Origin of the sequence: Candidatus Methanocrinis alkalitolerans, assembly GCF_029167205.1 — an archaeon.
GTDB lineage: Archaea > Halobacteriota > Methanosarcinia > Methanotrichales > Methanotrichaceae > Methanocrinis > Methanocrinis alkalitolerans.
Map to the genome: position 1 here is coordinate 1 of NZ_JARFPL010000035.1, position 25307 is coordinate 25307.

General features: G+C 59.4%; 19 protein-coding genes. 12 read left to right on the forward strand and 7 right to left on the reverse strand.

Annotated features, from left to right (window positions below):
• The first annotated feature begins 480 nt into the window (after positions 1-480).
• A complete protein-coding gene (locus tag P0O24_RS09960; protein ID WP_316969602.1) occupies positions 481-2091 on the forward strand; it encodes a PQQ-dependent sugar dehydrogenase in 1611 nt (536 codons plus the stop codon).
• A 496-nt stretch (positions 2092-2587) separates the two neighbouring features.
• Here P0O24_RS09960 and P0O24_RS09965 read toward each other — a convergent pair whose 3' ends face one another.
• Together P0O24_RS09965 and P0O24_RS09970 are read right to left on the reverse strand one after the other, a co-directional pair.
• On the reverse strand, positions 2588-3049 hold the full coding sequence (locus P0O24_RS09965; protein ID WP_316969603.1) for an SRPBCC domain-containing protein: 462 nt from the start codon (positions 3047-3049) through the stop codon (positions 2588-2590).
• 78 nt (positions 3050-3127) lie between these two features.
• Complete coding sequence (locus P0O24_RS09970; RefSeq protein ID WP_316969604.1) at positions 3128-4879, reverse strand: hypothetical protein; 1752 nt, start codon at positions 4877-4879, stop codon at positions 3128-3130.
• A 114-nt stretch (positions 4880-4993) separates the two neighbouring features.
• Here P0O24_RS09970 and P0O24_RS09975 point away from each other — a divergent pair, with 114 nt between their 5' ends.
• The 10 genes from P0O24_RS09975 to P0O24_RS10020 all read left to right on the forward strand — a co-directional run bounded on the left by P0O24_RS09975 (position 4994) and on the right by P0O24_RS10020 (position 15243).
• On the forward strand, positions 4994-5599 hold the full coding sequence (locus tag P0O24_RS09975; protein WP_316969605.1) for an MBL fold metallo-hydrolase: 606 nt from the start codon (positions 4994-4996) through the stop codon (positions 5597-5599).
• A gap of 57 nt (positions 5600-5656) precedes the next feature.
• Positions 5657-6223, forward strand: coding sequence for an HVO_0476 family zinc finger protein (locus tag P0O24_RS09980; RefSeq protein WP_316969606.1), 567 nt, complete (start codon positions 5657-5659; stop codon positions 6221-6223).
• Entirely contained in the window at positions 6223-6846 is a 624-nt protein-coding gene (locus P0O24_RS09985; RefSeq protein WP_316969607.1) for a protein-L-isoaspartate(D-aspartate) O-methyltransferase, read from the forward strand. Before P0O24_RS09980 ends, P0O24_RS09985 begins: the two co-directional genes overlap by 1 nt.
• 45 nt (positions 6847-6891) lie before the next feature.
• On the forward strand, positions 6892-8409 hold the full coding sequence (gene gpmI, locus P0O24_RS09990) for a 2,3-bisphosphoglycerate-independent phosphoglycerate mutase (protein WP_316969608.1): 1518 nt from the start codon (positions 6892-6894) through the stop codon (positions 8407-8409).
• 29 nt (positions 8410-8438) lie between these two features.
• Positions 8439-9029, forward strand: a complete 591-nt coding sequence (locus P0O24_RS09995) for a VIT1/CCC1 transporter family protein (RefSeq protein WP_316969609.1) — start codon at positions 8439-8441, stop codon at positions 9027-9029.
• A 133-nt stretch (positions 9030-9162) separates the two neighbouring features.
• A complete protein-coding gene (locus P0O24_RS10000) occupies positions 9163-10410 on the forward strand; it encodes a M20 family metallopeptidase (RefSeq protein ID WP_316969610.1) in 1248 nt (415 codons plus the stop codon).
• A gap of 95 nt (positions 10411-10505) precedes the next feature.
• Positions 10506-10979 (forward strand): molybdopterin-guanine dinucleotide biosynthesis protein B, encoded by a 474-nt coding sequence (gene mobB / locus P0O24_RS10005; protein WP_316969611.1) that lies wholly within the window; start codon positions 10506-10508, stop codon positions 10977-10979.
• A 77-nt stretch (positions 10980-11056) separates the two neighbouring features.
• Positions 11057-11710, forward strand: coding sequence for a hypothetical protein (locus tag P0O24_RS10010; protein ID WP_316969612.1), 654 nt, complete (start codon positions 11057-11059; stop codon positions 11708-11710).
• Between the two features lie 217 nt (positions 11711-11927).
• Positions 11928-13034 (forward strand): DUF362 domain-containing protein, encoded by a 1107-nt coding sequence (locus P0O24_RS10015; RefSeq protein WP_316969613.1) that lies wholly within the window; start codon positions 11928-11930, stop codon positions 13032-13034.
• Positions 13035-13176: 142 nt separating this feature from the next.
• On the forward strand, positions 13177-15243 hold the full coding sequence (locus P0O24_RS10020) for an acetate--CoA ligase family protein (protein WP_316969614.1): 2067 nt from the start codon (positions 13177-13179) through the stop codon (positions 15241-15243).
• A 116-nt stretch (positions 15244-15359) separates the two neighbouring features.
• Here P0O24_RS10020 and P0O24_RS10025 read toward each other — a convergent pair whose 3' ends face one another.
• The 3 genes from P0O24_RS10025 to P0O24_RS10035 form a co-directional block, all read right to left on the reverse strand.
• Positions 15360-15824 (reverse strand): hypothetical protein, encoded by a 465-nt coding sequence (locus P0O24_RS10025; protein ID WP_316969615.1) that lies wholly within the window; start codon positions 15822-15824, stop codon positions 15360-15362.
• Positions 15825-15929: 105 nt separating this feature from the next.
• Positions 15930-16397 (reverse strand): hypothetical protein, encoded by a 468-nt coding sequence (locus tag P0O24_RS10030; RefSeq protein WP_316969616.1) that lies wholly within the window; start codon positions 16395-16397, stop codon positions 15930-15932.
• Between the two features lie 216 nt (positions 16398-16613).
• Complete coding sequence (locus P0O24_RS10035; protein ID WP_316969620.1) at positions 16614-16943, reverse strand: hypothetical protein; 330 nt, start codon at positions 16941-16943, stop codon at positions 16614-16616.
• 130 nt (positions 16944-17073) lie between these two features.
• On the opposite strand from P0O24_RS10035, the gene P0O24_RS10040 reads away from it, so the two are divergent.
• A complete protein-coding gene (locus P0O24_RS10040) occupies positions 17074-21372 on the forward strand; it encodes a DUF7507 domain-containing protein (protein WP_394356764.1) in 4299 nt (1432 codons plus the stop codon).
• Positions 21373-21446: 74 nt separating this feature from the next.
• On the opposite strand, the gene P0O24_RS10045 is transcribed toward P0O24_RS10040, so the two are convergent.
• Positions 21447-22271 (reverse strand): F420-dependent methylenetetrahydromethanopterin dehydrogenase, encoded by an 825-nt coding sequence (locus tag P0O24_RS10045; protein ID WP_316969617.1) that lies wholly within the window; start codon positions 22269-22271, stop codon positions 21447-21449.
• A gap of 201 nt (positions 22272-22472) precedes the next feature.
• Positions 22473-24707 carry a M6 family metalloprotease domain-containing protein gene (locus P0O24_RS10050; RefSeq protein WP_316969618.1) on the reverse strand — a complete coding sequence of 745 codons (2235 nt, stop codon included), beginning with the start codon at positions 24705-24707 and terminating at the stop codon, positions 22473-22475.
• Positions 24708-25307 lie beyond the last annotated feature (600 nt).

Genomic DNA, 25307 nt, shown 5'->3' on the forward strand with positions numbered 1-25307 from the left:
TTAACTATATTGTGCGATAATTTAGATTTCACCCAATTCTCGCGAAAACTTTAGAGATATGGAGATAAAGTAAAACGGCATTTTGTTCCCGAAAGCTGAATATCACTCGATTTCTAGATAGTGCCCAATATTGTGAAGCTTAAACTCCTTAACCGATGACCCATGAGCGGCTCCGGGGTCTTGGTCGGTCCGGCGATGTCGAGAGGATCGAGTTAGTTTCGGGCGGCTTTCCAAGGGATCCCCTCATGGAACGACGCGGTTGCTGCAGTCCTGGATTTCCGGGGACCTTGGGGCGGAATATGGAAAGCCCCATCCTGGATGGACCGATCAAGCGGGAGGGGTGATCAGAGATGAAGGCCTCTTTTCGACTTCGCATGTAAAATTGTCTACTAACGTCTCTCGGAGCCTGTTATGGGCGAAAAAGTTTTTATACAGTTATCCCTCATATAAAGAATTTAAAATTGGATTAGGAGTGAGAGGATGAAGAAAGGATGGGTATATCTCTTTGCATTGCTCTTCGTTGTATCTTGGATCTCTCCAACCCAGTGTGAAGATCAATTGGATGCGACCGTTGAGATCAGAAGCTTCTCGTTTCAGCCAGAATCGATCACGGTACCTGCTGGAACTACGGTAACGTGGATCAACCGCGATCCATTTGCTCATACGGTTACGGCCGATGACGGGTCCTTCGATTCGGGGAGCATTAGGGGCAACGGTGGCGAGTTCCACCTGGCCCTATCCGAACCCGGCACCTTCCCGTACCACTGCACGCCCCACCCGTCTATGAGGGGCGAGATCATCGTAGCCCCGGCGGAGATGCCGGATCTGGAGACGGGCGAGGGTCCGAGAGTTGGAGTTGAGCTGGTGGCAGAGGGCTTTACAGCACCCATGGGGTTCATAACTTCAAGAGACGGGACGGGACGGATCTTCCTCATCGACCAGGTCGGCTTGGTCAAGATAGTCTATCCCAACGGCACCGTCCTTGAAGAGCCGTTCCTCGACCTCACAGACCGGATGGTCGAGCTTCGGCCGGGCTTTGACGAGCGGGGCCTTCTGGGGCTCGCCTTCCATCCGGAGTTCTCCGAGAACGGAAGGGTCTTCGTCTTTTACACCGGACCCCTGAGGCCCCAGGCGCCCGATGGCTGGGACTCCACCAACAGGCTCTCGGAGTTCTCGATATCCACCGACGACCCCAACAGGGTCGATATGGGCTCTGAGAGGGTCCTCCTCCGCATCGACAAGCCTCAGTTCAATCATAACGGCGGCACCATCGATTTCGGCCCTGACGGATACCTCTACGTCCCCATCGGCGATGGTGGCGGCGCAAACGACGTGGGACTCGGCCATCCCCCCGACGGAAACGGCCAGAACACTACGACCCTCCTGGGCAAGATCCTCCGGATCGATGTCGATGAGACGGGGGATGATGCGGCTTATGGGATACCGGCCGACAACCCCTTTGTGGACGACGAGGATATCCCTTCGGAGATCTACGCTCTGGGGTTCAGGAATCCCTGGAGGATCGCCTTCGATACCGGTGGTGATGGTGCCCTCCTCGTATCAGATGCAGGCCAGGACCTATGGGAGGAGGTGAACCTTGTGGTTAAAGGCGGCAACTACGGTTGGAACATCCGCGAGGGGACCCACTGCTTCGATCCGGCCGACCCCAGGAATCCTCCCCAGGTATGTCCTGAAGTCGACGCCAGAGGCGAGATGCTCATCGACCCGGTCATAGAGTACGGCCACGATCTGGGGACGGCTGTTGTTGGCGGCTATATCTACCGGGGTCAAGCGCTATCCGACATGGTGGGCAGATACATATTCGCAGATTGGTCCAACAGCTTCTCGACGGGCAACGGCACCCTCTTGGTGGCGACCCCTTCTGAAGAGGGTTTGTGGGTCTGGGAGGAGGTTTATATCGCCGACAGTCCCACCGGCAGGCTCGATCTCTTCATCCGATCCCTTGGGATCGATGACGATGGCGAACTATACATCCTCGCCTCAGATAGGCTTGGGCCGGTCGATAGCACGGGCGCGATCTTCAAGATCGCCCCCCCCCCCGAGGGTCAAAACGAGACGGATGAAGGCTGAGGGCCTCGGGAGCGAGGCCGACGGCGGGACGATGACGTCGGGAGGGGTGGTTGGAGGCTTTGAGGTTGAATATCCAAAAAAATGATCGGTTTGACGCCCGATACGGTCCCTGAACCGGCCTTTGGGCGTCTCGAGGTCGCCTACCTCCTCCCCTCAGTCGCTGCCCGGATCAGAGGGTGTGTCTTGGGCATCTGTCGTCGTGATGGGGTCCGTCGGTGAAGGGGATCGTTCCGCAGTGACGGCATACGTAGGCAGTTCTATCTCCAGGAAGAGGGAACTCTTCCTCGCCATGGCAACAATGGCATGCTGGTTGGTAATGATCGACCATTCGATACACCAAACGGCTCCCATCTATAGGGATAATCGGATATAAAGTTTCTGGTTTACCGACCTCATGGGGTCTTATACCCTCCTTATTGACAGTTTTATTGAGGATATTCTTACATGCTATAGAGGATCATTCTTGCATCCCTTCCGAAGGGCTTTCTCGTTCCTATCATCCCCATCCTTCCTCATCATCCCCATCCCCCTCGACCCTCTCCTTGAGCGCCCGATTCATCTCCTCAAAGCCGGCTAGAGTCTCCTCGATCCTCTTTCCCATTAGGGGGATGAGGAGCCCCCTGAAGACCTCCCTCTGGACGAACCTCACCCCCTCCGGCACCAGGGGCTCGATCTCGAAGATATGCTCTCCGTCCAGAAGGCCCGGAAGAAAGAGCCTTCCCAGCCAGCGCAGCTCCCTATTCGGCACCGCCGTCGTCACCATCGGCCGGAAGGCCATCGCCCTACCACCAGGAGGCCTGATCTGGACCCTGAGCCGAGCCCCCTCCTCTGCCACCCCCACCACCGGCCTCATGAAGGTGTTCCACTCACCGAAGCTCTCAAAGTCGGTAAGAGCTTTCCAGACCGCCTCCGGCGAGCCCCGGATCTCGATCTCGTCCCGGATCTCCTTTCTGAACATCTCGCGCCGCCTCCGTCACCCCTTCTGGTCTCATGGGCCCTCAGGCCTCATGGGGTAGATACCCCGTCGTCGGTCCCTTCAGAACGCCGATAGATCCGCCCCCACCGGATCGCCGAAGCCCCAATCGGGGGGCTGCCACCCCGGCCGGGACAGCTCTCCATCGAACTTCTCCACGTCCACCACCGATCTCGCCGTCGCCGGCCGCAGGGACGTCCCGTCCACGGATCTCGCCTCCACCTCCGCCAGGTTCACAAACCTCCCGGACCAGAGAGCTTCGACGTCGTAGACGATCGTCCTCGTCTCACCAGGTCCGATATCGATGAGGTTCCAGGATACGACGCCGCCCTCGCTGGCTGCGAAGGGTGGGGAAGAGGAGATGAGCCTCATCCCCAAGGGGAGCTGGTCGGTCGCCCTCGCCACCAGGGTATCATCCCCCAGGTTCTCCACCTCCAGGGTGTACCTGACCCGATTTGGGTCGGACCCGTCGACGGCACCCCTCTTGCTGAGGGCCATCCCGTCGGCGGAGCCCCAGGATAGCCAGTTGATCTCGATGGCGGAGTAGTTGGCGGCGCAGGCCAGATCCTCGCCGTAACCTGCGCAGGCCTCGACTCGGTTCACCAGATCAGCTCCCCGGAATCCGGTGACGTCCAGGACGAGCTCGATGGTCCAGATGTCGCCGGGGGATATGTGAGTGAAGGACCATTCTGCACCGTCGGAGGTGAAGGTCGGCTGACGATCGGTGCTGACGAAGGTCGCTCCCGGAGGGAAGAGGTCCTTCACGATGACCGGCTCCAGGATCCGATCGCCGTCGTTCTCTATGGTGATGATGTAGTCGGCGAGGGTCTTAGCATTCTCGTACCTCAGGGTCCCTTCCTTCGTCACCGATAGATGGGGCATCTCGTATCTGGAGGCTTTTTCGAGCTGGACGTTCCTCTGGAGGGCGTAGTCGCCCATATACACCTCATCCATATCTATTTCGCCCGCTGAGACGACCCTGTACCTCGCCGTCCCCAAGAACTCTGCCTCCGTCTCCATGGCGCCGGTCCCCCGGGCGACCGTCGTCTTGTCGAGCCTCTCGATCGACGAGTACGCCTCCCCTATGTAGCTCTCCCCCGCCACTCTGGAGATGACGCCCTCTCTCCACCGGAGGGATATGTTCCCAGAGCCGTCGGAGCCTCCTCTGAAGCTGGTGGGCTGGTGGGATAGGGAGACGGACTTTGCGATGTAGCCCGTATATGTGTCGATCACCTCTTCGGATCGGTAAGATCCCGTCCCCGACTCCCGGGTCCTCTGATCGTCCCCGACTTTCTTATCGACGGCCACAAACCCCGTTCCCAAGACGGCCCTCTCAGAGGATATGCTGGAGCCGTAATCGTCGATCCTCTCGTCGATCCTGAAGCTGCCGTAGTAGCTCTCGCGAGCCTCGAAAGTCGGGGGATACTTCGAAGTCCCGTTGGGGCTGGACATCTTGAGGACCCCCAGGCTCGCCATCCCGTCGAAGGAGGATGATACCTCCATGACGGTGCCGTTTTTGTCGACTCCCATCCTTGCCTCCCGATCGATGGAGCCGCCGCGGAGGTACGACTCCTTCATCGCCGTTCCGGTGGAGGGGTTTCTCAGAACCGTTATCTTTGTGAAACCTCCACCAAAAGTCGATCTCGATATATTCACGACCTGGCGGGAAGCGGAGCTCTTCTCCGATAGCCTGATGGAAGATAGGTCCCCCTCCATGTCCCCATCCAGATCAGTCTCGTCTGCAGACCCAAGCCCCCAGGAGAGGGCGAGGAGAAGAGAGGCCGCGACGGCCAGCGCCATCAATGAAACCCGCATAAACCCTCCACCTCAGAACGGACCCGAGATATCGGGCCACCCGTCATATCTTTATCCTCAACCTTTTTATACCCATTTGAGCTCCTTCGGGGAGATATTTTTGGGTGAAGGATCTTGGCTTCTATATCGGTTCTCATGGAGGGTTATGTCATCGACCTGGAAGGGGGGAGGATCCGGGCGTCGCCATCGTCGGTCCTTATAGAGGACGGCGAAACGAGGGTCCTCGTCGACCCTGGATCCGATAGAGAGGGTCTTCTTTTGGGCCTATCGAGGGAGGGGCTACGTCCCCGGGACGTGGAGATGTTATTCGTCACCCACACCCACCTCGACCACCTCCTCAACCTGAGGCTATTTCCGGAGGCGGACGTCTCAGATTCGTCCTTCATTTACAGGGAGGACGAGGGGATCCCCACCGGAAGGTTCATCCCCGGAACGGAGGTGGAGATCCTCCCGACCCCGGGCCACACCCCGGACCACGCGTCCCTCCTGGTGCCGGTGGAAGGTGAAGTGGTCCTCGTCGCTGGCGACCTCTTCTGGTGGCGACGCGGCGCCGTCCAGAGGACCGATCCCGGATCGCTATGGGAGCTGGAAGACGAGTTTGCCTCCGACCCCCCGGCCCTGAGGAGGAGCCGGCTGGAGGCTCTGCAGAGGGCCGACGTCGTCATCCCCGGCCACGGGAAGCCCTTTCGTCTCCATCGGAGGCCTTCATCTCGGCTCTGACGGAAGCCTTTTCTCTGATGGTCACCTTTTAGTAGTTTTTATGGGGGAGTTATGACCATGCAAGAGGAGATCTTCTGTTCCCACTGCGCCGACTTCACCGAACACTCCACCGTCAAGATGGGACGAGAGCACCTGGTCAGGTGCATGGTATGTGGGACGGTCCATCCTCATAAGCTGGAGCGGACGAGGCTTGCAATCCTCAGGGTGATCGTCAGCGCCGTCAACTCCTCATCCCGCCGCACCATCGAGCTCCCGGCCGAGGAGACCCTCGAGGTGGGAGACGAGCTTCTGGTGGACGACGGGGTGGGAGAGGTCGCCATGGTGGAGGTCACCTCCATCGAGATGGAGGGCGGGAGGCGGGACGAGAGGGCACGGGCCGGGGATGTGAAGACGCTCTGGACGAGGGCCGTCGACGAGGTGGTGGTGAAGGTCGCCGTCCACCGGAGAGGGAAGACCACATCTTACTCCCTCCCCGTCGGGGGGGATGAGCCCTTCGAGGTGGGAGAGGTGAGGACGGCGGGAGGGAGGAGGTTCAGGGTGGAGAAGATCCAGCTCCGCGACGGCCGATCTCCGGCGAGGGCCCTGGCCAAAGATATAATAAGGGTCTGGGGAGGGGCCATCTGATGAAAGATGAGACGATGAGGATGCTCAGGGGGAGCGTCAGCGATAGGGTCCTCGCGGCGATGGGGAGGGTCCCCCGGGAGCTATTCGTTCCCCGGGGCATCAGAGGTTCCGCCTACGAGGACCGGCCCCTCCCCATCGGCGAGGGGCAGACGATATCAGCCCCCCACATGGTGGCGATCATGTGCGACGTCCTCGACATCGGGGAGGGGATGAGGGTTTTGGACGTGGGGACCGGCTCCGGCTACCACGCCGCTGTGATGGCGGAGCTGGTGGGCCCCGAGGGGCACGTATACTCCATCGAGCGGATAACCCAGCTCGCCGTCTTCGCGAAAGAGAACCTGACGGCTGCAGGGGTCAAAAACGTCACCGTCCTCGAGGGGGACGGGAGCCGCGGCCTTCCCGAATACGCCCCCTACGATCGGATCAACGTGGCGGCGACGGCGCCGAAGATCCCCGAGCCCCTCAAAGAGCAGCTTAAGGTAGGGGGGAAGCTCGTAATACCGGTGGGCTCCTGCTACCAGGAGCTCGTCCTGGTGGAACGGATGAAGGAGGGTTACGAGCTGGAGCACCACGGCGGCGTCGTCTTCGTCCCCCTCCTGGGAGACTATGGCTTTGAGATGTAAGGAGGGTGAGAAAGGGTTATCTCGATCCGGTCCCACCCAGATCTGATGAAGCCAGTCACCCTCATCATCATGGACGGATTCGGGGAGGGGGACGAGGACGAAGGCAACGCCATCGCCTCCGCCAAAACCCCCACCATCGATCTCCTCGCGAGATCCTACCCCAAGACAACCCTGGGGGCCGCCGGCCTCGACGTGGGCCTCCCCCCCGGCCAGATGGGAAACTCCGAGGTGGGCCACCTCAACCTGGGGGCTGGGAGGATCGTCTACCAGGACTACACCAGGATCAACCTCGCCATCGAGGACGGCTCTTTCTTCGATAACCCGGTCCTGACGGAGGCTATGGACTCCGCCCTAAAGAGGGGGGGGCGGCTCCATCTCCTGGGCCTTCTATCCGACGGCGGCGTCCACAGCCACAACACCCACCTCTACGCCCTTCTCCGCCTCGCCAAGGCGAGGGGGATCGATAGGGTCTGGATCCACGCCATCCTGGACGGGAGGGACGTCCCTCCCCGAAGCGCCCTCGGTTACTTCCGGGAGCTGGAGGAGGAGATCAGATCTGCCGGCGTCGGGAAGGTGGCCACCGTCGCGGGGAGGTACTACGCCATGGACCGGGATAGAAGGTGGGAAAGGACGAAGCTCGCCTACAGCGCCATGACGTCCGGCGAGGGGCTACAGGCCCCAGGCCCAAAGGAGGCGGTGAGAGCTGGCTACGATCGGGGCGAGGACGACGAGTTTCTCAGGCCGACGGTCGTCGACCCGGAGGGTACGGTCGAAGACGGCGACGCCATCATATTCTTCAACTTCAGGCCCGATAGGGCCCGCCAGATAACCAAGGCCTTCACCACCCCCGACTTCTGCGAGTTCGAGACGGAGAAGATGGCCGTCACCTTCGTCTGCATGACCGAATACCAGGAGTCGATCAGGGCGGCCGTCGCCTTCCCGGCGGATCACCTGACCGATACCCTGGGCGATGTGGTGAGCAGGGCGGGCCTCTTGCAGCTGCGGATCGCCGAGACGGAGAAGTACGCCCACGTCACCTTCTTCTTCAACGGAGGCCGAGAGGAGGCGAGCCCCGGGGAGGAGCGGCTCCTGATACCCTCGCCGAAGGTGGCGACGTACGACCAGAAGCCGGAGATGAGCGCCTTTCAGGTCACCGACGCCGTCGTCGAAAAGATCCGGGAGGGCGTCTACGACCTCATCGTCCTCAACTACGCAAACCCCGACATGGTGGGGCATACCGGGATCTTCGATGCGGCGGTGGAGGCGGTGGAGGCGGTCGACGAGTGCGTCGGCAGGGTGGTGGCGGAGGTTCTGGCCCGGGGCGGCGCCGTCCTCCTGACCTCAGATCACGGTAACGCCGAGAAGATGGAGGACAGGAGTACAGGCCAGCACCATACCGCCCACACCTCAAACCGGGTACCCTTCATCCTCGCCAAAGACGGCCGAAGGGAGCGGCTCCGGGACGGCGGGATCCTCGCCGACGTCGCCCCTACGGTCCTGGAGCTTCTGGGCCTGGCGCCCCCTCCAGCCATGACGGGGAGGTCTCTGCTCGCCAGAGATTGAGCCGAAGAGATAGAGGCGACTAGCAAGATATGGATCAAAGCTTGAACAGGTTCAGGACTTACCTCCGGGTGAGCGAGGCCTTCAGGATAGCTAGGCGTCTATTCGTCATGAACGCCTTCGACGGCATCCTCACCATCATGGGGGTGGTCATCGGTGCCCACTACTCGGGGCTATCCGACCCCGAGATAGTCGTAAAGGCTGGAGTGGGAGGGAGCATAGCCCTGGGCATTTCTGGCATGAGCAGCGCCTATCTCGCGGAACGGGCGGAGAGGAGGAGGGACCTGAAGAAGCTGGAGTCCGCCATGCTCGCCGACCTCAAGAAGAGCCAGTTTGCGAGGGCCTCACAGTTCGCCACCGTCGTCGTCGCCCTGGTGAACGGGATCAGCCCCGCCATCGGAGCGATCATCCTCGTCCTCCCATACCTCTTGGTCCCGGCGATCGATATGGAGGAGGCCTTCCGCCTCTCCCTGGGCCTGGGCCTCGCTTGCCTCTTCTTCCTGGGGCTATTCCTCGCGAAAATCAGCCAGGAGCGGATGATCGCCTCGGGGTTGAAGATGATCCTGGTGGGACTGTTGACGATAGCCGTCGTCAGCCTCGTCTCCGCCCCGGGAGGGATCTAGGGGGCAGCATGAGAGAGAGATCTTCCCGAGGCTTCTTGCAAAGTGCCTCGATCTTCTGAAGGGGGTGGCGCCGTAATCGAGGGCCTCCAAAGAAGGAGAGGTCAGAGAAGCCTTTAATAGGGCTCTGACCAGGATGAAACTGCTGAGATACATGGAGCTTTATAGATACCTGGATTCGCGGGCCTCCGAGATGCTGGAGGTTCTGAGGGATCTGGTGAGATACAGGACCGTAGCCCCCCCAGGCACGTTCTACAGCGAGATCGTCGGCCACCTGATGCCCATCTTCGAGGGCCTGGGCTTTGAGACTGAGAAGGTGGTGATGCCCCAGGACCTCTTCGAAGAGAGGTGCGGCGGGAGAGGCCTCGCCGGAGAGAGGGCGAACCTGCGGGCCAGCCTCGACGTCGGGGCCGAGGAGACCCTAGTGATCTACACCCACCTCGACGTCGTCCCCGCCGGGGAGGGCTGGACCTGCGACCCCTTCGGCCTGGAGGTCCGGGGCGATAGGATCTACGGCCGGGGGGTCGCCGACTCCAAGGGGGCGGTGGCGGCCCTCATCGCCGCCCTCAGGGCCGTGGACGCCTGCGGCCGCCACCGTTACAACCTGGAGGTCCTTCTCACCACAGACGAGGAGGTGGGGGGCTACTCCGGCCTCTGCTACTTCGCCGACGAGGGGCTCGTCAGGGGCGAGAAAATGCTCTGCATGGACAGCTTCTCCGACGACGTCATCATCGGATGTAACGGGGTGATCAGCTGGGAGGTGACGGTCCGGGGGAGAGCTGTCCACTCCGGGGCGAGCTTCCTCGGGGAGAACGCCATCGAGAAGGCGCTCCCGGTGATAGAGGCGCTCCTGGATCTGAAGAAGAAGGTCGAGGCGAGGAGGTCGGCCCTCCCCGCCTCCTCGGAGCTTGCCGCCTTCGGGGTAGATCGCGTCCGGCCGATGCTGAACGTCACGGTCATCAGGGGCGGCGTCAAGGAGAACATCGTCCCCGAGAGGTGCGTCATCGGGGGGGACCGGAGGGTCATCCCCGAGGAGAGGATGGAGGAGGCCGCCGCCGAGATGGAGGAGGCCGTCGCCGCCCTCCCCGTAGACCTCGAATGGAGGTCCTGGATGGGCTACCCACCCATGAGGATCGATCCAGACCACCCCTGGGTGGCGGAGGTGAGGTCCGCTCTGGAGAAGGCGTCGGGGAAGAGGCCCCGCCTGGCCGGGGCCCAGTACAGCCTCGATCAGGCCCGGGTGGTGGAGGTGACGAAGATCCCCACCTGCGCCTACGGCGTCGGCCGTCAGACCGACTCCAACCCCCACGGACCCGACGAGAACGTGACGATCGAGGACCTGTCGATCTACGCCAGGTTCCTCGCAACCCTGATGACGGGCTGATCGGCGGCGGAAGGAGACGAGGAGATGGCAGGAGGGCGTCGGGGCGACGGCCGGAAGAAGTCGAGGAGTCTGGCGATAGGAGCGGGGGCGATATATTGAAGGCGGTATCTGTGGTGGGGCCGAAGAAGTCGGGGAAGACCGCTCTCGTGGAGGCGATGGTCAGGGCTCTTGCGGGCCGTGGCCGGGTGGGGACGGTCAAGAACATGCCCGATCACGAGATCGAGGACAGGGGCGATACAAGGCGCCACTTCGATGCGGGGGCGGACGTGGTGGTGGGGGTAGGAAAGGACGGGGTCACCTTCAAGGTGGCGAGGGGCGGAGGGCTAGATTCGGCGCTGGCGGAGCTGGAAGATGGCGGCGTCGATTACGCCATCATCGAGGGGTTCAAGAGGTCAAAGCTTCCCAAGATCGTCCTCGGGGCAATCGACGTTAGTAACCCCATCAGAAATGTGGACGGACGCCCGCCCTTCGACGATAGATTGATCGAGGAGCTGGTCGGGCTATTGATGTCGCTTCCGGATCTGCGGACCCCCGGCCGGAAGCCGGAGGAGGTCTCCCCACCAGATTAATTTATTTCTTAAACCGGAAATATCTCGATACGTTTTTAAACGATAAGGCCGTCACCGATCCCTCGGGGAGGTTAGATTTGAACCGGCTATGCTGCGCTGTCCTGATCTCGATGCTGGTTTTGTTGGGGTCAGCTGCGGCTGCCAATTACATATACGAGCGGTCGGTGATCCAGGGGGTGGGCTATAGGAGCCACGAGCTCATCGGCCAGACCGCCCAGGGGTACAGCGGCCAGAAGATCGTCGAGAGGATCTCGGGGAGCGGCAGCTTCTACGATCGGACCGAGTTCGAGCTTTCCGTCCACCGCAACACCATAAACTACACCCAGGAGGCGACCTTCGAGTACTTCCCGGTCAGCTACCAGACCGGCACCTACGACAGGAAGTGGGTGGACAGGCTCTGCGTCGCGAACTACGATGCCGGAGCGGTGGTCACCGAGAGCTACACATCTGCCGAGAGCCTGATGAAGAGCACCCAGATCAGCACTGTAGGAAACAGCCCTCTCAACGAGGTGAACAACAGCGGGATCGAGGCGAGCTTCAACGCCAACGTCATCGGCGTCGGCCACATCGGTTGGCTCTCCGTAGAGAAGATCGAGGGTGCGAAGAGGCCCTTCGAGGTGGGAAGGTCCGTCGAGGATCTCGTCGGGGTATTCTCGATAGAGAAGTACATCCAGCTCTTCAAGAACGAGAGCGACACCACCGGGGCCGTCGACTGGCTGCCGTGCTTGTAGATGGGTTTGGGGGAAAGGGGCTTAAGGCCGCAGTCGAAGAGACGGAGGGTGGGGTCTCGTCCCCTTGATCGATCTTCCCTGATAATCCGTTTTTTTTCCCTCGTCTTCATCCATCCCCGCCGTCCCCCTTCGTCCGACTGTCATAAGGGACTTATCTGGTGAAGGGGGAATTACATCTGGACGATGAGGGTCTCATCCCAGAGGAGGATAGAAATTTATGGTCTCTAATGTATATTTTGTCCCGCTTAGGGCTGAAGACATCGACGAGAGGGAGACCGTCGGCGTCAAGGGACTTTTTTCAGCCGCCGGTTTCGATGACCTGATCGGAGAGGGGGACATGACGGCGATAAAGCTCCACTTCGGCGAGAGGGGAAACGAGACCTACGTCAAGCCTGCCTTCGTCCGCCAGGTGGCGGAGAAGGTGAAGGAGTCGGGGGGGTGCCCCTTTCTCACCGATACCGCCACCCTCTACGTCGGGAGCAGGAATAACGCCGTCGGCCATCTCCTGACGGCGATCGATCACGGCTTCGACCTCTCGGCGGCAGGAGCTCCCCTGATCATAGCCGATGGCCTTCGGGGAGGCGACTACGTCGAGGTGGATATCGGAAAAAGGGAGGTCCAGAAGGCCAGGATCGCTGGCGATATCGCGGCCGCCGACTCGATGATCGTAGTCTCCCACTTCAAGGGCCACGGCATGGCAGGCTTCGGCGGCGCCATCAAGAACCTGGGGATGGGCTGCGCCCCGCCCATAGGCAAAGCCGACCAGCACAAGGCTTCCCAGCCCCTGGTGGTGGATGAGAGGTGCACCGGATGCGGCAAGTGCTCATCCGCCTGCCCCGAGTCCGCGGTCCTGCTGGAGGGCGGCACCGCCCGGATAGATCCTGAGAGGTGCGTCGGGTGCGGCGCCTGCATCGCCGCCTGCCCGGAGGGGGCGGCGGAGCTGGACTGGGAGACGATCCCGGTCTTCGTCGAGAGGATGGTGGAGTACGCCTTCGGGGCGGTGATGGGGAAAGAAGGGCGGGTCGGCTTCTTCAACTTCGTCATCGACGTCACCCCGGACTGCGACTGCCTCCCCTGGAGCGGAGCGCCGATCGTCCCCGACGTCGGGATCCTCGCATCGAAAGATCCCGTCGCCATCGATGCGGCGAGCCTCGACCTCGTCAACGGCCAGGAGGGGATCAGAGGGACGGCGTTGAAGTCCAACATCGGACGGGGGGAGGATAAGTTCAGGGGCGTCTGGCCCGAGGCCGACGGTCGTCTCCAGATAAAGTACGGTGAAGAGATCGGCCTTGGTTCATCCCGATACCGGCTCATCGAGGTCTGAAGGCGGCGGGGAGTTGGGGTCTGCCACCCTCGGCGGCGATGGAGGAGTAGGGGACGGAAAGGTTTAACGCCGGTTCGAGATAGAAGAGGCCGGTACCTGTGGAAGATGATCCCGAAGTGATGGAGTCTGGAGGATGGAGAAGATGAGAGTGCTGTTAGAGGAGATTTTTGGCCGGGCCAGAGGGGAGGGGAGGGCGTACCTGATGGAGCACGAGTCCAAGGCGGTCCTGGAGAGCCTGGGGATCTCGACGACGGGAGGGGTACTCGCCCGGTCGGAGGAGGAGGCGGTCGATGCGGCAAAGTCCATCGGCGGCCCCGTGGTACTGAAGGTGATGTCTCCCCAGGTCGTCCACAAGTCGGATGCCGGGGGCGTCGCCCTCGACCTTCCGGGGCCCGGGGAGGTGAGGGGGGCGTACCGCGAAATGATGGAGGCTTTCGCTGAGAAGGAGATCGCCGGGGTCGCCGTCCAGGAGATGGCCAGGCCCGGGACCGAGGCGATCGTGGGGGTCGCCAGAGACCCCACCTTCGGCCCCATACTCATGTTCGGCCTCGGGGGTATCTTCGTCGAGATCCTCCAGGACGTATCCCTCCGGTCGATCCCCATAACGGAGGCGGACGCCGATGAGATGATACGGGGGATAAAGGGGCGCTCCCTCCTGGAGGGGTACCGGGGCAGGTCGGCAGACATCCCGGCCCTGAAGAGGCTTTTGCTCCGGATCTCCGACCTGGTGGTGGAACACCCGGAGATAGCCGAGATGGACTTAAACCCCGTATTCCTCTACCCCGACGGGTACACCGTAGTCGACGCAAGGATAATCCTCGGCGACGTGCCGGAGGAGGCGGAAGCGGCCCCAGCGAAGGTCCAGGACCTGCGGGAACTGTTCTATCCGAAGAGCATCGCCGTCATCGGCGCCTCGGGGACGAGGGGAAAGCTCGGCTGGAACGTCTTCTCCAACCTCATAAGCCATGACTTCAAAGGGGAGCTATACCCCATCAACCCCAAAGCCGAGTCGATCCTGGGGGTGAAGGCCTACCCGAGGATCAGCGCCGTCAATAAGCCGATAGACGTCGCCGTCATCCTCGTCCAGGCCTCCATGACCCCGGAGGTGGTGAGGGAGTGCTGCGACTGCGGCGTCAAGTACGTCATCGTCGAGTCGGCGGGCTTCGCCGAGATGGGGGAGGAGGGGCGGAAGATCGAGGAGGAGATGAAGGCGATCACGGACAGCCGAGGGGTGAGACTCCTTGGGCCGAACTGCTCGGGGATCATCAACACCCACTGCAGCATGGTCCAGTCGATCGGGATCGTCGACGCCCTCTCGAAGGGGAACATCGGCCTCATATCCCAGGCGGGGGTCTGCGCCGCCGGGATGCTATGGGGTCTGCGCCACATCATGGACTTCGGTATCGTGGCGACGATAGGAAACAAGCTCGACATCAACGAGACGGATATGCTGGAGGCTGTGAGCCAAGACGAGAACGTCGAGGTCGTCTGCATGTACCTGGAGTCGGTGAAGGGCGGAAGACGGTTCATCGACGCCGCCAAGAGGATAACGAGGGAGAAGCCGATCATCGCCCTCAAGTCCGGCCGGACCGAGGCGGGAAAGAGGGCGGTCGCATCGCATACGGCCTCCATGGCCGGCGACGACCTCGTCTACAGCGCCGTCTTCTCGCAGGCGGGAGTGATCAGGGCGAGGGACTACGAGCATATGTTCAACCTGGCGAGGGCGGTATCCAAGCAGCCCTTCCCCGAGAAGGAAGGGGTCTTCATCATCACCTACGCCGGGTCTCTTGGGGTCATCTCCGCCGACGCCGTCATCGACGAGGGGATGAGGCTCGCAGAGCTGGAGGAGCACCTCAAAGAGAGGCTCCTCGACCTTCTGCCGGAGTACGTCGGCGGGACAAACCCCGTCGATTACACCTTCAGCATGGACGCCGAGACGGTGAAGAGGACGATCGAGATCGGAGTCGAGAGCGAGGACGTGGGAAGCTTCATCGTCATCCTCCAGGCCGAGATCCTGGGAAGCTACGTCGAGCCCCTGGGGAAGGTCGACTATCGGGGAAAGCCCATCACGGTCTGCGTCGCCGGAAAGGAGTTCGCCATGGACGAGGTTATCAGGATGGAAAATGCCGGGATACCCGTCTACCAGACCCCGGAGCAGTGCGCCGACGCCATATCGGTTATGTACAGACACCGCCGATCTTCCAGGTAAAAAACCGCCCCTCCAAGGAGCCCACCCTCCCTCGGGGATCGATCCGTCTCCGAAACCCACCGGCCCAGGAGGATGGGCTCGCCTCGCGTCAAATGCCGCAGTCAAATTGCATAAGGTCAATACATCTTCTGGACGTCCTGGGGGTGGGTCCATTCTCCACCCTCCAGGACCCTCACCGAGGACCGATCTCTTACATACTCCATCGTCCTTGTCCAGTTCTTCCTCGACGGCAGAGCCTCCGGGTTTATCATCCTGCTGTACCCGGGTCTCAGGGTGGTGGGGCCGTCGGAGGCCGAGGCGATGGCTCGGGCCCTCTCCTCGGCTAGCTTTCTTGCCACCTTCCCCAGGACGGCGGGGGCCTTCGACGTTCCACCCAGAGACGTCGGCTCTCTGAAGATCCTCGATCCAAAGTAGGGGTAGTACTGGCTGTAGTCGACCTTCGAGGGCGCGCCCCCCGAGAAGAATATGGGGTCGGAGAAGTAGGACCTCCACTCCGAGTAGTTGGGGCCTCTGCCGGGGTCCAGGTAGTCGGCTCCCGCAGGCACTGATGCCAGGAAGATGCCCGATACGACCAGAATCAAATTGCGCGTTGAAATCATGTCCAGATCACACTCCCGAGATGGTAATATGCCGGGCATGATTTAAATTATTTGCCCAAAGGATTACAGGATGATCCTGTGCGATCATCAGCTCTGGGATACCTTCATCACGCAGCCGTCATCGGTCTCCTCCACCTCCAGCTTCATCCCCAGGTCTGCGAAGACCTTCCGCCAGTGGCTCTCGACGCAGGTCTTGCAGTGCTGCTTCGCCACGAGCCCCGCCCCCAGCCGGGCGAAGGCGTTGATCCCTTCCTTGATGGCGCACCTCTCCCTTCTGATCTTTGCCCAGCCGTCCCCCTCCTCCACCGAGACGGCGGAGCCGAAGAGGTTCTTGTCGTTGGTCGCGACGGCAAATGCGAGATCCTTCGGCTCGGAGAGCTCCAGCCTCTTGAAGGTCCCGGCGACCTGGTGGGCGCCCATATCCTGAAACTCGCGAAGCCCTTTCTTTCCGAGCTTCTTTGCGACATAGCCGCTGCTTCCGTAGAAGCTCCCCAGCCACATAGCCACCACACGCTGCTGGATCTGCTCTACGGGGATCTCGGGTACCTCGGTCATGAGGTCGAATCGGACGGGAGGCGATATAACCTTTCCGAGGGCTATGATGGGGTAGATATGAGAATCGATTCCAGGTTTCTCACCTTTAATCTATTACTCTAGAAATACTTAAATATATGTTGTACTAAGACTTCTTCTTATATTTGCATAAATATTGGTAAGAAAACCCAGCATACAAATTCTGTAATCGGACGGAATTAGTAGGAGATGAATGATTTACATGTCACCAAATAATCCGGTAATAAGAGGAGTGAAAGCGTTCATGGCATCTTCATGCATTTCGTTTATATCTGTAGGTATTATTTTAAGGAGATTATTATCAAATTTTAAATTAAACTCGCACGCATATATGCTGAAAATCTCTGATGTTATCGCCCTTCTCATACTCTTATTTCTCTTCTTTGCCACCATATCCGGGTCAGTTGCGTCTTTGACGGTGAACTCGATAGCTCCAACATCGGTCAACGTCTGCGACTCAAATGGCTTTGTGGTATACGTCAACAACACCGGGACAACCCCTGAAAAGGACATCCTTCTCAACGTCACAATCCCTCAGGGCTTTTCCTACGACGGATATTCTGGAATATACTTCCCAGGAGGGGACAGCAACGATGGTCCCACCAATGAATCCGGCAAGCATCTCGAATGGAACCTGACTGAGATCATGACCCCTGAGATGGGGGTTGTGATAAACGAACTCCTTCCAAATCCTGCTGGCACCGATAGCGGCAATGAGCGTATCGAGCTGTATAACGCTGGAACGTCCACTGTAAACGTCAAAGAGTGGTACCTTCGGGACATTGGTAATAATAATATACCGATAGCATCAAACGTGCTATCTGGCAACGTAAAAATGGACCCCAGAAGTTATCTGGTTATCAGGATTAACGGGTCCGTCCTAAACAATCCGGGGGACACGGTAATTCTTTTTAACGGTAAAGGTACCCAAGAGGATTATGTAAACTACGGTGCGAGTGTCGAGGCGCAAAGCTGGGCCTGCGTCCCCGATGGTTCCAGACACTGGGGCTGGAGGAGCTCCACTCTGGGAGGCACAAACGGCGATCTAGCCCCAGGTGATCAGATCAGGGTTGAGTTCAACCTGACCGCCGGCTGCGGTACACCTTCAGGAAATAATGTCAAAGTAGATCTAGCATATTTTGAGGGTTCGGATTCCCAACTCTCCTCCTCGATACAGGTCAATGAAGGATTCTTGGAGGTGACCAATAGCCCTGATATCTTTGAGGCTGGCATGGGAGACTCTGTCAATTGGACGATCACCGTCGAGAACATCGGCCCCGGTCCAGCTTATAATGTCCGGGTCAACGACACCATCTCCTCGGATCTGACCCTCCTATCTATTGATTCACCGGGAGGTGACATGAACTGGAGCTACGACGCCATCGATCCAGGAGAGGTGAAAACCGTCAGAATATCCGCGAACGCAACCATCTGTGAAGATCTCCGCAACGATGTGAACGCCAGCTGGGGCTGCAGTGATACCCCCTGCCAGAAGGTCGGTGCAAATTCACTCGTAAATTTCGTTCAAAGATATCCGGATCTGAATTACACCTTAACTCCAATAATTGTCCCTTACTGCGGAAAGACCTCCGTCTTTTTCAACGTCAGCAATTCGGGCCCTGGAGGGATCTTTGACTTGGAACTTCAGTTCTCAGGCATCTCGGCTGATTACGCTGTAAGCGACGTCTCTGGAGCTGTCTATCATCCGGGGAACGAGACCTTCTCCTTAGGTGGGATACCGTCAAAAAGCTGGAAGAACTTTACCTTCGATTTCGGGGTGGCCTGCGGGGACCGCTGCTCCAAAGAAGCTGCTGGAAACATTACGATATATCCTCACTATTATGACGACTGCGGGAATACAGGGTACCTTCCAGTAAGCCAAGTCTCTTACTCGATGGATTCGGCGACTCCATGTATCAACGTCTCCAAGACCATCAACGTATCCTCGGGAATTGCCAACACATGTGTCAATTTCACTATCGTCGTCAGTAACACCGGGTACGTGGCGCTGGACCGGGTGATCGTCACCGATACCCTGCCAGATGGTCTCGACGAGCCGGCCCCAAGCTCTGGCGGGATCGTCTACGACGACGTCATCACCTGGAACCTCGGCAGGCTGGAAGTCGGCGAGAACAGGACCCTGTGGCTTTCCGCCCACATCGACGGCTCGAAGATCGGCGATCTTGAGAACGTCGTCTCTGTCAAAGGTGATTCGGAGTCCGGCGACAACGTCACCGCCGAGGACTCGGCGAACGTCACCGCCCTGATGGCGAATATCGCCGTCAACAAGACCGTAGACAAAACCGTGGCGAAGAAAGGGGAGACGGTGAACTTCACCATCGTCGTCAACAACACCGGTAACGCCACGCTGGACCCGGTCATCGTCACCGACACCCTCCCGTTCTGCTTTGAATACAACCGTTCGGTACCGGCGGGAGACCATTTCGGTGGCGTCGTCACCTGGGACCTCGGCAGGCTCAACGTCAGCGATTCGAGGATCATCTACCTCGAGGCGAATGTCGAATGCCTGGAGGCCGGGGTTTTCGCCAACCTGGTGGAGGTCGAAGGAAAGCCCGAGCAGGGGGACAACGTCACCGCCAACGATACCGCCGATGTGTCGATCGTCAGAAACCTCACCTTAACCAAGGAGGTGGACAAATACGACGTCAAACGGGGCGGCGAGGTGACCTACACCATCACCGTCTGCAACCACGGCGCCGAACCCGAGCGCAACGTCACCGTCTGGGACGTCTTCAACAGGAATGATGTGGTGATCCTCTCGATGACGCCGGCCCCCGACCCCGACGGCAAATGGCGCTTCCCCGTCATACCGGCGAAGAAGAATGAGAGTGATACTAATAATTGCAGGACGATCATCATCAAGATTCGGGTACCCGAGCGTCAGGACTTCGAGTTCGGGATGGAGCAGGGGGTATCGGGTGAAGGGTTCGTCAAGGTCGCCAACGACTACAGCACCACCTTCCAGGAGTATCTCCTCAAGAACTGCGCCTATGCCACCTCAGACAATTACAGGACCCCGATCTCAGACTGCGTCACCGTCACCGTCCGCGAGCTGGGAACGGAGCTATCGACCAGAGAGTACGGCAGCGGCTATTTCGACGTCGAAGAGCGGGTAAAGATCTTCACCGAGAACAAGTCGATCGAGTGGGAGGAGGACCTCTCGGCCGCCTACAAGCCGACCTCGATCGTCCTCTACCACAACAGGACCGTCGACTACGACGCCGCCTGGGTCAAGAAGTCCCGGGCGAAGAACTATGTGACCGGCACCACCATGACGGAGACGTACCACGACGCCGTCGGGCTCGACCGCGAGTCTAGGATCTTCCTCGACGAGAACGAGTCGGTGATGGAGGTCAACAGCGACTTCGACGGCCGGGGTCACATAGGGTTCCTCAAGATGCCGACGAACACCTCACCGCGTCAGGCGACTCCTATCTTCGAGATGAGGGAGGACTATGTCGGGAGCTTCCGGGTCCTGGAGAGGATCGATGAGTACGGATCGTCCGTCTCCTCCGAGAAGGCGGCTTCCGGGAGAGGTCTCGTCGTCGTCGATAAGAGGGTCGGATCGGCCCAGAGGACCTACGAGTCGGGCACCGGGACCTACGACTCCGAGGAGATCATAGAGACATACACCAACTACATCGCAAAAGATATCAGCCTCGTCCACGCTCCTATCAGCCAGAGGCTGACGGAATCCACGTCCATCGACGCCTCGATGAAGTGGAAGGAGGGCATGAGCTCCACGAACCCGCAGACGAGCTACATCGGCGAGGAGTACACTTCCATCACCGAGCTCGACAAGGAGACGGTAGCCCGGGGCTTAAACGATATGGAGACGGATGCGAAGTTCTCCGGCCAGGCGAGGTTCAGGGCGATCCTCGATACGAGCCAGGACGGGCGCGATCCCGAGGTGGACTTCGACGAGCAGTACGCCGGCGACTACTCGATCCAGAGGCGTGTCCACTTCTCCGGCGTCGCCAAGTACGACAGGCCTCACCTCAACGTCACCAAGACCCTCAACCGGATATATGTAGAGACGCTCCCATGGGATTATGGCGAGCCCCATCTCGAGGGCGCCATTAAGACCAGAAGGGTTGCAGACTATACCATCAGGATCGAGAACGATGGCAACAGGGTGCTTCAGCCGGTATACGTGCAGGATCGGTTCCCACCAGGAGCGACCTTCATAGAGCCCTCGTCGATCCGGCCTTCTGAACTCACCGACTCTTACGCCAACTGGACTCTGACACACCTATCGATCGGCGGGGCGGTCAATATCAGCCTATCGCTGGACGTCAGCAAATACTATTCGGCCGGCTATCCCCCTGAGCTTGTGAACAGGGTCGAAGCATGCGGCGTCTACGACGATGAACAGGTATGCGCATCCAACTTCTCCGCCCTGGAGATCAAGGGGCTCACCTGCTGCCTCGACGAGCCTGTAGCGGTCGCCAAGACCGCCGAGATCGATCCCGCAAACCCCAGGGTCGTCCGGTACAGGATCAATCTGTCCAACAACGACGACGCCATAAGGGTGGCGACGGTCACCGACTGGCTCCCCGCGGGGATGAGCCTCATCGAAGCTTCCATCCCCGTCGCATCTTATGAGGACGGGGTCGTGGTATGGAACCTCCTCGAGATCGATCCTGGCGAGACGAAGACGATCGAGTTCTCGGCCCTCGCCTCTGCTGACGGCAAGTTCACCAACGTCGTCGAGGTCGATCCCCGATCCGTCGAAGGGACCGTCGTCGGGCCGGTCAGGGCGACATGCGTCATAGACGTCGGAGTCGTCGAAGGTGAATGCGATCCCATCGGTTGCGGGATATGGCAGCCGCCGAACTGGGAGTTTCAGCATGCAGGGTACGAGCCGGACGTCATGGACTGTGAGCTGTTGACGGCCGCCGGCTGCAACGGGACGGGGGGCTGCCCCATCTGTTGAGAAAAGGGGTGAGCTGGCACCACCATCAGGTGCCAGCGCTTATATCTTAAATATGGGCTTGGGGAAGAACGGCTTCAGATCGGCTCGGGCTTATCGAGGAGGCCCGTCTTCTCCAGGATCGCTCCGGATCGAGCGTGGGGCCTTCTCGAGACAGAATCCAAAGACTTTTCCATCTCCCTCGCCTCGTCGGCGAGCCTCGCTGCTGCCCGCATCACCTCATGGCCCGCGGCGGCGGTGACGGCGATCCTATCCAGCTCCTTGAGCCTGAAGCAGGCAGCAGCGTCGATCGCCGCCACCGTCTGGGCCATGTGGAGGGCTGCGATCGCCTTCGCCCGAGCGTAGGGGTTTTTGAAGTCCATCCTTTCGGTGCATTTTTCGGGGGTTGAGAGGATGGCGGGAAGCTTGACTGTTCCAGCGATGATGCTGGCCATCGCCCCGTCCAGCTCCTCCTGGACGAGCCTCACCGACCCGCAAACGCTCAGGACCTTCAGGGCGTCGGCGTTGAAGATCGCCATCTCCGCCGGATCGAGGAACTCCCGCTTAGCCCCGATTAGGGGGTCGAAGGGGAGGATGATGTAGCCGAACCCCTCAGCCTCCAGGGACTCGCGGGCCTCCTTCTTGGCAGGACCGTCGGATATGACGATCGTCGGGAGATCTTTATACAACTCCCTGGCCGCCGTGGGACCTGGGGTGGCGGCGTTGGGGCCCACCATCACCACCAGCTGGGGCTCCCAGCCCTTCAGCTCTGCCGACATCTCCGCCTCCCTCTTCGTCATCTTGGCTCCGAAGGAGAGGGATCGCACTTCGATGTCGGTCCTCTCGGCGATCTCGTCCAGGGCAAGGTCTGCGACCAGGGAGGACGCGACGTTGCCGAGCTTGATAAAACCGATCTTGAACATGGCAATAACCCGCTTCTGAGAGGGCGGCCGATGATAAAAGAGTTCCGATCTATCGGCCTTCCCGGACCCGTACCACCATCATTTCGGCCCTGGAGAAGGATTTGGGAGATAGACCGCCAGAGGAGACGCCCGCTGGACGGCGGCTCCTGATAATGGTGAGGGCAAAAAATAGGGGAAAAGAAGGTCTTGCTGATCTCACCCCTAATATCCGATCTTCAGCCCCCACCTGTTCAGCGACCCCACATCCCTCCCTGCCAGATCGGTGACCCTCAGGATCCAGTTGCCCTTGATCGGCTGGCCTGCAAAGGCGGCGAGATCGGCGCACGAATTCTGGTCGTAGGTCCTCACCAGGTCGTCCTGGCCGCCGCCGGTCCGATTGTGCAATATAGCCTGTCTGCCTTCTGGCGAGAAGAGTTCGATCCTCAGGTCGCCGATGTAGGTATGGGTTATGTCGACATCAACCGCCACCTTCTGCACCGTCCCATCCTCCGTTATGGATATGGAGCTGCTGACGCCGATGGGATCGTCGTCGGGGATCGGCAGCTTCGTCGCGGATTCCTCCTGGATCGTCCTCACCCTGGCTTCGAGTCCCATCCCGATACTCCACTTGTTCAGCTTTCCCACGTCCCTCCTGGCGTGATCAGAGACCCATAGGGTCCAGTCGCCCTTGATGGGCTGGCCGATCAGGGAGTTGAGATCGGCGCTGGAGGCCGAATTGTATGAGGTTATCAGATTTTCCTGGCCACCTCCGCCCCGGTTGTGCAGAGTCGCCCTCTGGCCCGAAGGGGCGACGAGCACCACCGACAGATCGCCGATGTAGGTGTGGGTTATATCGACTTTCACCTCGATGGTGCGGGCATTTCCTGGTTCGGAGATGGTGATGGAGCTTTTTGCTCCGTTGGGGTCGTAGTCCGGAACCTTCAGCCCGGGGGACGCCTCTCCAAAGACGTCCAGGGAAGACGGCTCCGCCCCTGCCACGAAGCTTATCACCTCGGACGGTTCGGTGATCTGGGATATGATCAGCCCTGACTCAGAGCCGTCCCACATATTCGAATGCGGGTTGGTGTTGTGGGTTAGCGCCACTCCATCGACCCTCTTGAAGAGGTCTCCATCGTCTCCTGTGTTCCGGTTATTCTCCAGATCGAAATGGCCGTCGGCCTGCAGCAGACCGCATTGGTAGTGTTTGTTGGCCGTCCCGCCCTGCCACTCGTTGGAGCCGAGGGTATCGCAGTGGTATACAGCAAGGCCGCTCGCCGGTATCGCCCCATTCAGGCCGAGCTGGCACCGGTTCTCAACGATGAAGTACTCGTTGATCTTCTCGGTCTCGTACACCAGTATCGTTCCGTAGTCGCCGGAGACCGCCTCGTATTCGTCTGGTTGGGTGATAACCACCTTGTTATCGCACCATCCCACCAGATCCCTCAGATATGCGCATACCGGTGACGGGGTTTTTCCCCCGTTGTTGTGATTTCCCGAACTCATGAGGCAGTACCTGCCAAGCCCCGCGCTCTTCTCGAAGTCGCCGTCGCGCCCGCCGTAATCGTATAGGTCGGGAAAGCGGCAGAGCATATGGCCGCTCTCGTGGCAGAAGGTTCCGATGCTGAGGTCGGTTTTGCTCCTGCCCAGGCTGGATATCATGTAGAAGTAGGTCCTGATGTTGCCGTACCGGAGGTTGATGACGTGGTTGTGGGGCCAAAGCCAGTCGAGGTACTGAGTCTGACCTGCGTAAAGGAAGCTTAGAGCATCAATTACTCCCGCTCTTCTGGAGTCGAACCTGGAGAGGTCTATACCCATATCGACGACGGCGTCGAGCGCCTCTTCGACGAGGAGATTCTGAGCATAGTACATCCGATTCTGTTTCAGGGTTATGGGGCCGACCACCTCGTTGAAATAATCGAGCTTTCCGCTGGAGATCATCTGATAATAGTCTCGGACAGAGCACAAGTTTCCGTTCTCAGAGTAGCCCCGGCCGTTGAGCATCTCCGAGACTTCGGCCACCGATACCGTGCTCTTTACGTCCTGGAACTGGACCAGGACCGCCAACCCCCTGACAGCCCCCTCGCTGACACGCCGCCCCTCCAGCAGCCCTTTGTTCGGTCCCAAGGTCCTGAGAGTGTCATGGAGGGCTACGGGCTCCGGGGGTGGGATCATCAGGGCGTGTCTCTTATTGAATTTGGCGTTGCGGACCTCTTCAGATTCTCTCAGATGGCGTCGCACCCTCACGGGTGGACTTTCTGAGATGGTGACGCCGCTGGAGACGAACTCACCGTTGATCGCCAGGGCGTAGCAATACGATCCAACATCGGCATCATAGACGACGGTGTAGCCGTCTTCCGTTTCATAGCGGGCGTAGAACTCATCGCCATAGACCACCAGCTTGACGGCGGAACCGTTCCCCTCTCCAAATGTAAGAGTCTCTCCGAATATCGAACTCATACAGGTTCACCTCATCTCCTAAAAGGGCTCGACCTCTGGCCGAACCTCCTGTTTTTTGGGTCAATCGCCATAGAAAGCGGGCCTCTGGTCGGCCCGGACTTTCCTGGTTAGGACTTACGCACTTGAGAATCAAAACCAAGCACATGAGAGCCTGTCAAGAAGATTGTGTTTTAGACAGTTTGGTGCTTCATGCTACTGGTTTTTTGTTCAACTGCGTAAGTCCTACTGGTATTTAAAGATCATTTTTCAGGATAGATAATAGTCCCAGCCTTACAGGCTCGCGACGGATCTGGTATGCGCCAAAATTAAGTTTTAGAGTTATGTTCTATTTAATTTTTTCTGTTAGCCGCCGCTGACATTTTCTTTTGTTGCAGGGGGATATCTTGGCCGGAGATCTCTAGGGGAGGGACCTTCCCGCCCTCGCTTCTATTTTTGCGGCGCGAACTTCATCCGCCTCCTCAAGATGCTTCTTCCCGTCGTTCCGCACTAACGGTCTAATTTCCAAACATTTTCCCTATAATTTATAGCAAAGATTTATTAAATATCCCGTTATATGCGTTTTTTTAGGGGTAGCATCTATGGAGATAAGAACTCTTCCAC

What these genes read in the sequence shown, in the direction of transcription:
- P0O24_RS10040 (WP_394356764.1), top strand. Translation starts at nt 17,074, where the DNA reads ATGGGGGTTGTGATAAACGAACTCCTTCCAAATCCTGCTGGCACCGAT.
- gpmI (WP_316969608.1), top strand. Translation starts at nt 6,892, where the DNA reads ATGAAGCCAGTCACCCTCATCATCATGGACGGATTCGGGGAGGGGGAC.
- P0O24_RS09965 (WP_316969603.1), bottom strand. Translation starts at nt 3,049, where the DNA reads ATGTTCAGAAAGGAGATCCGGGACGAGATCGAGATCCGGGGCTCGCCG.
- P0O24_RS10045 (WP_316969617.1), bottom strand. Translation starts at nt 22,271, where the DNA reads ATGTTCAAGATCGGTTTTATCAAGCTCGGCAACGTCGCGTCCTCCCTG.
- P0O24_RS09960 (WP_316969602.1), top strand. Translation starts at nt 481, where the DNA reads ATGAAGAAAGGATGGGTATATCTCTTTGCATTGCTCTTCGTTGTATCT.
- P0O24_RS10030 (WP_316969616.1), bottom strand. Translation starts at nt 16,397, where the DNA reads ATGACCGAGGTACCCGAGATCCCCGTAGAGCAGATCCAGCAGCGTGTG.
- P0O24_RS09980 (WP_316969606.1), top strand. Translation starts at nt 5,657, where the DNA reads ATGCAAGAGGAGATCTTCTGTTCCCACTGCGCCGACTTCACCGAACAC.
- P0O24_RS10020 (WP_316969614.1), top strand. Translation starts at nt 13,177, where the DNA reads ATGAGAGTGCTGTTAGAGGAGATTTTTGGCCGGGCCAGAGGGGAGGGG.
- P0O24_RS10000 (WP_316969610.1), top strand. Translation starts at nt 9,163, where the DNA reads ATGAAACTGCTGAGATACATGGAGCTTTATAGATACCTGGATTCGCGG.
- P0O24_RS09985 (WP_316969607.1), top strand. Translation starts at nt 6,223, where the DNA reads ATGAAAGATGAGACGATGAGGATGCTCAGGGGGAGCGTCAGCGATAGG.
- P0O24_RS09995 (WP_316969609.1), top strand. Translation starts at nt 8,439, where the DNA reads ATGGATCAAAGCTTGAACAGGTTCAGGACTTACCTCCGGGTGAGCGAG.
- P0O24_RS10050 (WP_316969618.1), bottom strand. Translation starts at nt 24,707, where the DNA reads ATGAGTTCGATATTCGGAGAGACTCTTACATTTGGAGAGGGGAACGGT.
- P0O24_RS10015 (WP_316969613.1), top strand. Translation starts at nt 11,928, where the DNA reads ATGGTCTCTAATGTATATTTTGTCCCGCTTAGGGCTGAAGACATCGAC.
- P0O24_RS09970 (WP_316969604.1), bottom strand. Translation starts at nt 4,879, where the DNA reads ATGCGGGTTTCATTGATGGCGCTGGCCGTCGCGGCCTCTCTTCTCCTC.